Annotated in this window: 11 protein-coding genes; 10 read left to right on the top strand and 1 reads right to left on the bottom strand. The window is 72.1% G+C overall.

What is annotated here, in order from left to right; translation table 11 throughout:
- The first annotated feature begins 131 nt into the window (after nucleotides 1-131).
- Entirely contained in the window at nucleotides 132-803 is a 672-nt protein-coding gene (locus tag ACSLIC_RS00235) for an IclR family transcriptional regulator (RefSeq protein WP_436735631.1), read from the top strand.
- 127 nt (nucleotides 804-930) lie between these two features.
- On the opposite strand, the gene ACSLIC_RS00230 is transcribed toward ACSLIC_RS00235, so the two are convergent.
- Complete coding sequence (locus ACSLIC_RS00230; protein ID WP_436740227.1) at nucleotides 931-1,593, bottom strand: IclR family transcriptional regulator; 663 nt, start codon at nucleotides 1,591-1,593, stop codon at nucleotides 931-933.
- A 204-nt stretch (nucleotides 1,594-1,797) separates the two neighbouring features.
- On the opposite strand from ACSLIC_RS00230, the gene ACSLIC_RS00225 reads away from it, so the two are divergent.
- From ACSLIC_RS00225 to ACSLIC_RS00185, 9 genes are all read left to right on the top strand, one after another.
- Entirely contained in the window at nucleotides 1,798-2,253 is a 456-nt protein-coding gene (locus tag ACSLIC_RS00225) for a nuclear transport factor 2 family protein (RefSeq protein ID WP_436735630.1), read from the top strand.
- A 246-nt stretch (nucleotides 2,254-2,499) separates the two neighbouring features.
- Nucleotides 2,500-3,846 carry an MFS transporter gene (locus tag ACSLIC_RS00220; RefSeq protein ID WP_436735629.1) on the top strand — a complete coding sequence of 449 codons (1,347 nt, stop codon included), beginning with the start codon at nucleotides 2,500-2,502 and terminating at the stop codon, nucleotides 3,844-3,846.
- Nucleotides 3,843-4,658 (top strand): SDR family NAD(P)-dependent oxidoreductase, encoded by an 816-nt coding sequence (locus ACSLIC_RS00215; RefSeq protein WP_436735628.1) that lies wholly within the window; start codon nucleotides 3,843-3,845, stop codon nucleotides 4,656-4,658. Before ACSLIC_RS00220 ends, ACSLIC_RS00215 begins: the two co-directional genes overlap by 4 nt.
- Nucleotides 4,659-4,734: 76 nt before the next feature.
- Complete coding sequence (locus tag ACSLIC_RS00210; protein ID WP_436735627.1) at nucleotides 4,735-5,571, top strand: SDR family NAD(P)-dependent oxidoreductase; 837 nt, start codon at nucleotides 4,735-4,737, stop codon at nucleotides 5,569-5,571.
- On the top strand, nucleotides 5,564-7,027 hold the full coding sequence (locus tag ACSLIC_RS00205; RefSeq protein WP_436735626.1) for an FAD-dependent oxidoreductase: 1,464 nt from the start codon (nucleotides 5,564-5,566) through the stop codon (nucleotides 7,025-7,027). Before ACSLIC_RS00210 ends, ACSLIC_RS00205 begins: the two co-directional genes overlap by 8 nt.
- On the top strand, nucleotides 7,024-7,530 hold the full coding sequence (locus ACSLIC_RS00200) for a nuclear transport factor 2 family protein (RefSeq protein ID WP_436735625.1): 507 nt from the start codon (nucleotides 7,024-7,026) through the stop codon (nucleotides 7,528-7,530). Before ACSLIC_RS00205 ends, ACSLIC_RS00200 begins: the two co-directional genes overlap by 4 nt.
- Nucleotides 7,531-7,741: 211 nt before the next feature.
- Nucleotides 7,742-9,415 carry a sensor histidine kinase gene (locus ACSLIC_RS00195; RefSeq protein ID WP_436740226.1) on the top strand — a complete coding sequence of 558 codons (1,674 nt, stop codon included), beginning with the start codon at nucleotides 7,742-7,744 and terminating at the stop codon, nucleotides 9,413-9,415.
- Nucleotides 9,416-9,748: 333 nt separating this feature from the next.
- Nucleotides 9,749-10,645 (top strand): LysR family transcriptional regulator, encoded by an 897-nt coding sequence (locus tag ACSLIC_RS00190; protein WP_436735624.1) that lies wholly within the window; start codon nucleotides 9,749-9,751, stop codon nucleotides 10,643-10,645.
- A 116-nt stretch (nucleotides 10,646-10,761) separates the two neighbouring features.
- On the top strand, nucleotides 10,762-11,586 hold the full coding sequence (locus tag ACSLIC_RS00185) for an SDR family NAD(P)-dependent oxidoreductase (protein ID WP_436735623.1): 825 nt from the start codon (nucleotides 10,762-10,764) through the stop codon (nucleotides 11,584-11,586).
- The last annotated feature ends 34 nt before the right edge of the window (nucleotides 11,587-11,620 follow it).

The raw sequence follows: 11,620 nt of genomic DNA, 5'->3' as shown, positions 1-11,620 counted from the left end.
CGTCGCGCCTGCGGGGACCGGGAGTCGTCGGCAGGCCGTGCCGTCGCGGTGGCTAACCTTCGAGTGGCCGCACTCCCGCCTTCGGGCGCGAGGCGCCACCAACCGCGGAGCGAACACAGGAGGAAGCCCCCGTGGCCACCTTGCAGAGTCTGGACCGTGGCCTGCGTGCCCTGAGCCTCGTCTCCCTCGCCCCCGAGGGGCTCACGGTCGCCGAGATCGCGACCCGGCTCGACACCGACCGGGCGACCGCCTACCGCATCGTCGACACCCTGGAGCAGCACGCGCTGGTGACCCGGGGCGTGGGGAAGAGGATCCGGCTGGGGGCGGGCGCGGTCGTCTTCGCCAACCGCTTTCAGCCCCAGCTCGTCCGCGCCGCCGGACCCGTCCTCCAGGAACTGGCCGATGCCGCCGGGGTGGCCGCGTTCCTCTCCCTGGCCCAGAGCGACGACGCGTGCGTCCCCGTACTGTCCGCGGAACCCACCCGGCAGACGATCTTCCAGGTCAGCTACCGCATCGGGGCCGGTCACCCGCTGGACAAGGGGGCCAACGGCATCGCCATCCTGGCACTCCAGCCGGCGGCGGAGAGCGACTCCGGGGCGGTGAGGCGGGCGCGGGACGCCGGGTACAGCGTCACCGCCGGTGAGCTTCAGCAGGGGGCCGTCGGGGTGGCCGCGGGCTTCGAGGTGCCGCACCTGCTCGGCGCCTCCGTCGGCACGGTGGCCATGGGGGAGGTCGACGTCGACCGCCTCGGCGCGCTGGTGCGTGCGGCGGCCGCCCGGCTCGCCCGGCTCAGTCGGGCCTGATTCCCGCCTCGCCGATACGCGAACGCCGGGCCCGGGGCCCGGCGTTCGCGGTATCGATGAGCGCCCCCGCGGCGGGAGCCGCCGGCGCGGGGGCCGGTCGCGGTGTGGCCGCGACCGGTCGGGACCTTCAGCCGAGCAGTTCGCCCAGGCTTCTCGCCGCACGGGAGACCGTGGTGCCGAGCTGGTCGAGGTCGGTGTACTCGAAGACCGAGACGCCGATGCTGGCCGCCGCCGTCCCGTTGCCCGACGGCACGGCGGCGGAGATGCCGGTCACGGCGGGGATGACCTCGCCCGTGGTGACCGCGTACCCCTTGGCGCGGGCCTCGGTGACCTCCGCGCGCTCGCCCTCGCGGTACGGGCCGTGGGCGAGCACCGCGACGCCGCCGGAGCCCTGCTGGATGGAGTGGGTCTGGCCGGGCCGGAAGGACACATGGACCAGGGCGCCGCGCGGCTCCACCACCATCAGTGCGCGCATCCGGCTCTCGCCCTCCCGGATCAGCAGGTGTGCGGTGGCCCGGGTGTCCTCGGCCAGCTCGTCCAGGATCGGGCGGGCCAGCGCGCGCAGGTCCTGCTGCACCGGCTCGGCCAGCGACACCAGGCCCGTGCCCGGAACGACCCGGCGCTGGTGGTCGCGGCGGCACAGCTGGTGTGCCTCCAGGGTCCGCACCAGGCGGTGCGCGACCGTGCGGTGCACCGAGACGGCGTCCGCCAGCTCGCTGACGGTCAGGCCCTGCGGATGCTCCGAGACGACCCTGAGCAGCAGTAGTCCGTGGTGGAGCGTCTTGGACATGCCCGCGTCGAGTTCGGGGGCCGACCTGGTCGGCGAAGGTGAAGTCACGAATTCATCCCTTGACGGGTTTCAGCCAGCTCCCTATGCTCCCATTAATCGCACAGGTGGTGCGAATATCGCACACGCTCTCGGTGTGTCGCAAGCTCTCCCCCTCCAGCGGCCGGACGACTGCCGGAGGAGGACACGAGCCGAACGGATTCCCGTATGCATCCTCACGCGCCCGGGCCTGTCGCCAGTGCCCGGCTGGCCGAAATCCACCAGCTGTACCACCTCCAGAGTCACCTCATCGACGGTGGCCGCGCCGCGGACTGGGCCGCGACCTTCACCGCCGACGGCAGCTTCACCTCACCCACCTATCCCGCCCCGGTGACCGGCACCCCCGCGCTCACCGCGTTCGCGGAACGGTTCGCCACCGACTGCGCCGCCGAAGGCGTGGTCCGCCGGCACGTGGTCAGCAACGTGGCCGTGACCGGCGACGACGGAACCGGGACGCTCCGGGTCGAGGCGTACCTGCAGATCGTCGCGACACCCACCGGCGGAACACCGCACACCGAGCGGTTCACCACACTCACCGACCGGGTCGTCCACGACGGCAGCGGCTGGCGGATCGCCGCCCGCGTCGTACGCCGCGACGGCACCCCCACCGTCCCCCTGGCCTGACACCCGGGCCCCGCGCCCCGGCCGCGCCCGCACACCACGACACCTCCACGGCGACGCCCGGCCTGGGCGGCCTTCCGGCCCGGCCGCCCAGGAACGCCCGCGAAGGGCACGGGCCGGCGCCACCTCCGGCTGAGGGCACCGGTACCGCCCCGCCACGCACCACCACCCGAGACATCTGACGGCGCCCCGTGCGTCCCCGCCCGCCCGCCGTCCCCTCAAGCTCCCGCGCGTTATAAGGACCGTTCCATGGCAGCAGACCTGAGAGCCGAAACGACTCCGTCGAACCCGTCGGGGGAGTCGCCGCCCACGGTCGGCGAGAACCCCGTCGCCACACTGAAAGTCATCCGGGCGGCGATCCTCGGAACCGTCGTCGAGTACTACGACTTCGGCATCTACGGCTACATGGCCACCCTGCTCTCGGCCCACTTCTTCGTCGAGAGCGACCCGAACACGGCGCTCCTCTCCACCTTCGCCGCCTTCGCGGTCGCCTTCTTCCTGAGGGCGCCCGGCGGCATCCTCTTCGGCCACATGGGCGACAAGTACGGCCGTAAGAAGGCGCTCACCTGGACCATCCTGCTGATGGCCGTCGCCACCACCGCCATCGGGCTGATCCCCTCGTACGCCACACTCGGCATCTGGGCGACCGTCCTGCTGGTGCTGTGCCGCTGCCTCCAGGGCTTCGCCGCCGGCGGCGAACTCGGCGGCGCCAACGCCTTCGTCTCCGAGCACGCCCCGGCACACCGACGGGCGTTCCACACCTCGTTCGTCAACACCGGCACCTACCTCGGCTCGCTGGTCGCCTCGCTGGTCGCGCTGCTGCTGACCTCGGCCGTCAGCGCGGAGACCCTGCACGACTGGGCCTGGCGCATCCCCTTCCTCCTCAGCGCGGTGATCGGCCTGATCGGCCTCTACATCCGCCGCCAGCTGCCCGAGACCGAGCAGTTCGAGGCCGTCCAGGAGAGCGACTCGGTCGAGGTGGCGAAGTACCCCATCGCCGACGTCTTCACCCACGCGTGGCGCCAGATCGTGCTCGTCATCTTCCTCGGCGCGCTGATCGTCGGCGGCTACTACGTGGCCGGCGTCTACGCCGCCAGCTACCTCCAGACCGAAGGGGGACGCTCGGCCGACTTCGCGTTCACCTCCACCTGCGTCGCCATGGTCGCCGCGGTGATCAGCCTCCCCATCGCCGGATACGTCGGCGACCGCATCGGCCGCCGACCCGTGTTCTTCTTCGGCAGCGGCGTCACCGCCGTCATCTCCTTCCCGGCCTTCATGGTGATGCGCGACGGCAGCCCGGCGGCCGCCGTCCTCGCCCAGTGCTCGCTGACCTTCTTCATCGGCCTGGTCAACGGCGTCTCGTTCGCCGCCTACGCCGAGATCTTCCGGGCCCGCTACCGCTACAGCGGCATCGCGATGAGCAACAACGTCACCAACATGGCACTGGGCGGCACAGCACCCTTCATCGCCACCCTCCTCATCAGCACCACCGACAACAACCTGGCGCCGGCCGGCTACCTCCTCGCCACCGCGCTCATGACCTTCATCGCCACCTTCTTCCTCAAGGAGACCCGCGGAAAGGAACTGCAACTGTGAACCCCGCACAGACCGGCCGACGCAGGTTCGAGGGCCGCGCGGTCCTGGTCACCGGCGCCGCCGGCGGACTCGGCCGAGCCGACTGCCTGGCACTGGCCGCCGAGGGAGCACACGTCTGGGCCGCCGACATCGACACGGCCGCCGCCCGGAGGCTCGTCCCCGAACTCACCGCGGCCGGCGGAACCGGGCAGGCCGTCCACCTGGACGTCGCCGACGCCGGCTCCTGGCATGCGCTGGCCGAGGAGGTGGAAGCCGCCGGGCCGCTGCACGGCCTGGTCAACAACGCCGGCGTCAGCCTGCGCGCGGGCATCGCCGACACCACCGTCGAACAGTGGCGGCGCGTCATGGACATCAACCTCTCCAGCGTCTTCTACGGCCTCAAGACGCTCACCCCCGCCCTCGCGCGAGGAGCCGAGGACGGCGGCGCCGCGGTCGTGAACGTCTCCTCCATCGCCGGGATGGTCGGCTACTTCTCCGCCACGTACGGCACCAGCAAATGGGGCGTCCGCGGGCTGTCGAAGGTCGGCGCGCTCGAACTCGCCGCCCACGGCGTCCGCGTGAACTCGCTGCATCCGGGCCTCACCTCCACACCCCTGCTCCACCAGGCCCCCGACACCGCCTTCGTGGACGAGAGCGTGCGGTCGGTACCGGCGGGCAGGCTGGCGACGCCCCAGGAGATCGCGCGTGTCGTCGCGTTCCTGCTCTCCGACGACGCCACGTACATCACGGGCGAGGAGGTCGTCGTGGACGGCGGACTGACCTCCGGCGGGCTCTACCACCGCATCCTCGCCGGGCTGGCCGAAAAACCGTGAACCGGCCCACCGGGCCGACCTGAAGCCCCGCCCGGCAACCCACCCCACCCCACCCACCCCACCTGAAGGAACGCGCATGAGCACCACCCAGGCACCCGACGACAACCCCGGCCGTGTCAACCACGACACCCTCCCCGCGATCAACCCCGAACTGGTCGGCCGCACCGTCGTCGTGACCGGCGCCGGCCGAGGCATGGGCGCGCTCTTCCTGGAGGAACTGGCCCGCCGGGGCGTCAACGGCGTCGGCGGCGACCTCGACCAGGAGGAGATGACCTCCGTCGCCGAGAAGATCAACGCCCGCCTGGCCGGAACCAGCGGCGCGGGCCGTGTGGTCGGTGTCGGCGCCGACGTCACCGACCCGGCCGCCGGCGACGCACTGGTGGCCACCGCCCTGCGCGAGTTCGGCCGCCTCGACCTGTGGGTCAACAACGCCGGCGTCTTCCCCCAGGCCGGGTTCACCGACATCACCCCCCAGCAGCTCGCGCTCACCTACGGCGTCAACGTCAACGGCGTCGTGTACGGCGGGCAGGCGGCCGCCCGCCACTTCCGGACCGTCGGGGGCGGTGCGATCGTCAACATGTCCTCGGTCGCCGCCGTCCGCGCACGGCCGACCCGGGCCACGTACAACTCCTCGAAGGCCGCCGTGCGGCACCTCACCACCTGCATGGCCGTCGAACTCGGCCCCGACAACATCCGCGTCAACTCCATCGCCCCCGGCTACATCGACACCGAGATGACCCGCTGGATACGCGAGGACCAGGCGGCGATGGACCGCGCGCTCACCACCGTCCCGCTGCGCCGGATCGGCGCACCCATGGAGGTCTTCGCCGCCCTCTACTTCCTCCTCTCGGACAGCGCCCGGTACATCACCGGCGTCAGCATCCCGGTGGACGGCGGTTCGCAGCATGTCTGAACCCCACGACACGGCATACGACTACGACGTCATCGTGGTCGGCGCCGGCGGTGCCGGACTGGCCGCCTCGGTCTCGGCCGCCCAGGCGGGAGCACGCGTACTGCTGCTGGAGGCCGAGGCCGAGATCGGCGGCTCCACCCAGCTCTCCGCCGGAATGCTGACCGCCTCCGCCACCAGCGTCCAGGAAGGCCTCGGCGTCCAGGACTCACCACCGCGCATGTTCCAGCACTACATGGACCTGAACGGCTGGCGGGTGCGGCCGGGCCCCGTGAGGATGTTCTGCGAGGAGTCCGCCGGCACCGTCGAGTGGCTGCTCGACCTGGGGGTCGAGATACCCGCCCAGGTCTCGCGCAGCGCCCACGAACCCGGACTGACCCGGGCCGGCGTGGAGGACGTCTGGCGCGGCCACGTCCCCAAGGACCAGGGCTACGGACTGGTGCAGGTGCTCGACAGGGCCCGCGCACGGCTCCACGTCGACCTGGCCCTCGGCAGCAGGGTGGAGGACCTGGTCGTCCGGGACGGCGCCGTCCACGGCGTCGTCCTGGACGGTGAGGAGGCCACCGCACCGGCCGTCGTCATCGCCAGCGGGGGCCTCGCGGCCGACCCCGACCTGGTCCGCCGCTTCCTCCCCGACGCCGGGATCGCGGGCGACGCCCTGTTCGTCGTGGCCGCGCCCGGCGCCCGGGGCGACCACGTCGGCCTCGCCGAACGGCACGGCCTCGCCCTGTTCGGCCAGGGCTGGGGCCTGCTCCTGGTGACGGCCGAGTTCCAGCGGTACCACCACTGGCAGAGCGGATTCCCGCCCGCCTCCCGCATCCACGTCGGCCTCGACGGCCGGCGCTGCATGGACGAGGACGCCCCCTACGCCGTCAGCCCCGGCATCCTCAAGGACCACGGCGGCTGGGTCTGGTCCGTGTTCGACGACGACGCCCGCGCCTCACTGCCCCCCGGCTACGCCGACTGGGACCCCGACCGGGTTCTGGAAGAGGCCGCCAAGGGCGTGGTGCTGCGCGCCGACTCCCTGGAGGAACTCGCCGACCTCATGGACGTACCCGCCGATCACCTGACCGCGAGCGTCGCCCGCTTCAACACCTTGTTCGCCCAGGGCCGTGACGAGGACTTCCTGCGCCACGAATCGCTCGCCGCCAAGGGCGCCGACGCGCACCTCGCCCCGATCGCGACCGGGCCGTTCCACGCGGTGCGGATGCTCCCCGCCGAACTGGTCTGCACCCACACCGGCCTGGAGGTGGACGCCCGGACCCGCGTGCTCGGCACCGACGGCCGGGCCCTGCCGGGGCTGTACGCGGCAGGCGAGGCCGCCGGCGGAATCCTCGGCGAACGCTACGTCGGCGGCGGCAACTCCGTGGCCCACGCGCTGGTCCTGGGCCGGGTCGCCGGCCGCGAGGCCGCCGCCCGCGCCGCCCTGTCGTCCCGCGGCGAGGAGGAAGCCGCATGAGCCGCGCCGAGGACCGCTTCGAGATCCAGGACGTCCTGTTCCGCTACGCCCGAGCGGTGGACCGGTTGGACTACGACGCCATCGCCGCCTGCTACTTCGACGACGCGGTCGACGTCCACGGCGCGTACACCGGCGACGCCGGCGGGCTCGTGGAGGACATCCGCGCCCGCCACCGCACCATCGACTCCTCCCAGCACTTCATCTCCAACGTGCTCGTGGAGTTCACCGGGGAGCACCGCGCCGACGTCGAGTCGTACTGCCTGTGCTTCCTGCGGCAGCAGCCTGCCGAGCCCGGCGGGCAGCAGGACCTGGCGGTCATCCGCTGCCGGTACGTCGACCGGTTCGAGCGGCGTGAGGGCTCCTGGGGAATCGCCGACCGGGTCGTCGTGTTCGACGAGTCGCGCGTCGTCCCCATCGTCGACGGCCTGGCTCCCGACTGGGTCGCCTCGCGACGCGACGGCACCGATCCCGTGTACGGGCGGGAAAGCCGCAGTCCCGCGTAGGCCGCGAGCAGCAGCCGGGCCGGGGGCGACTTCCGTCGCGGGCCGCAGCGACGAAGGGCCACTGCGGCGGGCGGCGGGCGGGGCCTAACGTGGGCGGGTGACTCGTGTGGAATCCATGCCCCCCGCAGCATCCGTACCCACCGCGCCGCCGGTGAGGCCACCCCTGGCATCCCGGCCGGCTGCGCTGTGGCAGGCCCTGACCGCCCCCGGGATGTGGCCTCCCCGGCGCATCGCCGGGGAGGCGTCGCTGTCCCTGTCCCTGGCGCTGGTGGCGGCCGGTGCCGGGCTGCTGGGCGACGACGGGGCCGTGGAGGCCGTCGGTGTCGCGCTGGGCGTCGGGCTGCTGACGCCGCTGCGCCGGGTGCTGCCCACGGCCGTGCTCCTGGTGGCCGTGGTCGGCTCCGTCATGCTCCCGGGCGCCGGGCCACTCGTGCTGGTCGCCGCGTGGTCGGCCGGGCGACGGATCGCCGGCCTCGGCCGGGCGGCCGGTGTCTTCGCCCTCGCCTACGTCCTGTCGCTGGGACTGTCCGCGGTGTGGGAACAGTCGTTGCTCTCGCCGACGCTTCTGGTCTTCAGCGGGCTGTGGCTGCTGGTCTCGCTCATCGTGCCCGGCCTCGCCGGACGCTACTGGTCGCAACGCCGGACGCTGGCCGACACCCTCTACGAGTACAACGCCCAGCTCATCCGCGAACGCGCGATGATAGCCGGGCACGCCCGGGTCCGGGAACGCCAGCGCATCGCGCAGGACATGCACGACAGCCTCGGCCACCAGCTCGCGCTGATCGCGGTCCACACCGGCGCGCTGGAGGTCGACCAGGAGCTGACCGGACGCCAGCGCGAGGCCGTCGGGGTGCTGCGTGCGGCCTCCGTCGCCGCGATGCACGAACTACGCGACGTGGTGGGCCTCCTGCGCGACAGCACCGAGGACCCCGGCCCCGACGGCGTGGAGCCGGCCCAGGACCCGGACGGCGAGGACCCCGGCATGCCCTCACGCGGGGCCGCCGGCATCGACAGCCTGGTCGAGACCTCCCGTAGAGCGGGTACGGCGGTGGAGCTGCGGCGCTCCGGCGAGGTACGCCCGCTCGCCCCGACCGCGGACCACGCCGCGTACCGCGTGGTCCAGGAGGGCCTGACCAACGCCCACAAACACGCCCCCGGCGCCTCGATCACCGTCGGCCTGCGGTACGAGGAGGACTCCCTGGTGGTCGAGGTCACCAACCGCCCGGCGGCGGAACCGGAACCCGGCAGCGTGGCCCACGGCGGCCAGGGACTGACCGGTCTGGAGGAGCGGGCCCGGCTCGTCGGCGGCATGGTGCACGCGGGCCGCACGGCGGACGGCGGTTTCCGCCTCGCGGGCGTCCTGCCGTACGCCTTGCCGGGCACCGCCAACGCGACGTTCGTCGCGGCACCGGAAGACTTTCGCACGCAGAATCCGGAGAGCTCTTTCGGCGAGATTGGCCCTGTCATCGACGGGAACGGTCTTCCGAAGGAGCTGGCCAAGGTAATGAGCAGGAACAAGATGGGCAGCGGCATAGCCATCGGCTGCGGAGTGGCGGCGCTGATCGCCCTGGTGCTGCTGGCCGCGCTGATCGTCGGCGGTGTCTTCCTCTTCCGCGAGGCCGACGAGGCCATGATCGAACCGAAGCAGTACGACGCGGTGAAGGTCGGCCAGTCCGAGGCGGAGGTACGGGAGCAACTCCCCACCGGGGACTCCTTCCTCACCAGCGACGTGGAGAAGGGCGCACCGCCCGTACCGGAGGGTGCGCGGTGCCTCACCCTGCTCTCCACGGAGTTCGGCAGCAGCTGGGAAGCCGAACCGGTCTTCCGCTTCTGTTTCAGGAACGGCGAACTGGTGGAGAAGAAGTCGTTCGAGGTCAAGACCTGAGGACGAACGGCGCCCGGCGGCGCGGTCAGGGATGACGGTCCGACCCCGCAGGTGCGACGCGTCGCACGGACCGCACAGGAGAACCGAGAGCAGCGTGCTGGTGGCCGGTGACGGGCCGCTGACCGGGGCGGGCATGCGGACGCGCCCCCCGAAGGGGACGGACGCCGGGGTCGGCGCGGCCACTTCGCAGGCCCACACGTCCACTGCGTCCTGAACGAGAACCCCATGAGTTCCTGATCAAAAGGTGCATTGACGGCAGCGGTCGCAGCGGCCCGTCCAAGACCCGTTCCGCACCTCGTCATGCAGCGATTGCATAACGCGTAGGCTGTGGGCATGGGCATGCTTCCCGATCTGGACCTGCGACTTGTCCGGTACTTCGCGGTCGTCGCCGAGCAGTTGAACTTCGCCCGTGCGGCCGAGGAGCTGCGGGTCGCCCAGCCCTCGCTGAGCCGTCAGATCAAGCGGCTGGAGAACACGCTCGGCGTACGCCTGCTGGAGCGCACCCCCCAGGGCAGTCGGCTCACCGCCGCCGGCGCGGCGTTCCTTCCACGGGCACAACAGCTGGTGCACGGCGCCCAGCAGGCGGTGCTCACCGCACGCGCCGCCGCGCCGGCGCGCACCGTCACCATCGGGTACGCCGACGATCTGATCGTCACGCCCGCCGTACGCGACCTGCGCCACCGGCATCCCGACGCCCACGTCCGCACCCGCCACCTCGGCTCCCAGGACGCCGGCGCCCTGCCCGACCGGCAGGTCGACGCCCTGGTCATCCGCACACCACTGCCGATCCCGGCCGACGGCCTCGACCTGGCCGTCCTCTACACCGAGCCGCGGGTCCTGCTCGTGCCCGCGTTCCACCGCCTCGCAGACAGGGCGTTGGTCACTGCCGCTGACATCTCCGCGGAACCACTCGTCAGCTGCACCGGTGCGGGTGCCGACTGGACCGCCTTCTGGCGGCTCGAACCCCGACCGGACAACGATCCCGCCCCGCTCGGCCCCACCCTTGCCGACACCTACGACGACAAGCTCGAAGCCATCGCCGAGGGCAATGCCATCGCCGTCGTCCCGGCCGACGACCTGCGCCACACCCTCCGCCCCGACCTCGTCGCCGTTCCCGTCGAAGAGGCCGAGCCCTGCCAGGTCGTCGTCGCCACGCGCACCGCGGACACCAGCCTCCTCGTCGCGGAGTTCGTCGAGTCCGCGAAGCGGCTCCTCGTCCGCCACACCTGACCACTGGCCCTACCGACCTCGTGGGCCCCGTCAGACCGTCCGTCATGCAACTCCCGCATGGAGGGTTGCGAAACAGGTCTTGGACGGGGCCACCGGCAGACCCGTTGGCTGGGCACATGACCGTTGACTACCGCGCACAGACCGTTCTGCTCACCGGGGCCAGCTCCGGGATCGGAGCCGCCTTCGCCAAATCCCTGGCCGCCCGCGGCTCGAACCTCGTGATCGTCGCCCGGCGCACCGAGCGGCTCGAATCGATGGCGGACGAGCTGAGCCGCACCACAGATGCCCGTATCGAAGCGATCCCGACCGATCTCTCCCACCCGACCGCCGCACACGAACTCCACCAGGCGGTCGCCGATCGGGGCATCCAGGTCACGAGCCTGATCAACAGTGCCGGGTTCGGCTCGTTCGCCCCGTTCCCCGGTGCGGGCCCCGGACAGCTCACCGCCGAGATCGCCGTCCACGCGATGGCGCCGGTGCAGTTGACCGCAGCCTTCCTGCCTCAGATGGTGAGCGCCGGCAACGGCTTCGTCATCAACCTCGCCAGCGTTTCCGCCTACCTCCCATCTCCCCGGATGGCCGTCTACAGCGCCTCCAAAGCATTCGTGCTCAGCTTCACCGAATCGCTGTGGACGGAGCTGCGCGGCACCGGCGTCACCACGTTCGCCGTCGCGCCCGGCGCCACCGCCACCGACTTCACCACCGGGATGGGGCCGGACGCCGGGGTACTGACCACCGGGAAGCTGCGCACGCCCGAGGATGTCGTCACCACCACGCTGCGCCACCTAGAGCGCCGCAGCCCCGGCCCGACCGTCGTCGACGGGCGCCTCAACCAGCTGAGCGTCTTCATGAGCCGGTTCATGAGCCGACGCCGCAACGCCCTGATGATGGCGCGCGTCTTCGACCCCGCCCGCCAGACTTCTTCGCAGCCCACCGGGTGACTCGCCCCGTGCCGGCGGCTCACCGGACACGGGT

Source organism: Streptomyces sp. BBFR102, from assembly GCF_051397025.1.
Lineage (GTDB): Bacteria > Actinomycetota > Actinomycetes > Streptomycetales > Streptomycetaceae > Streptomyces.
Note: the sequence above shows the minus strand (reverse complement) of the source record. Positions and strands in the feature narration are given on the sequence as shown.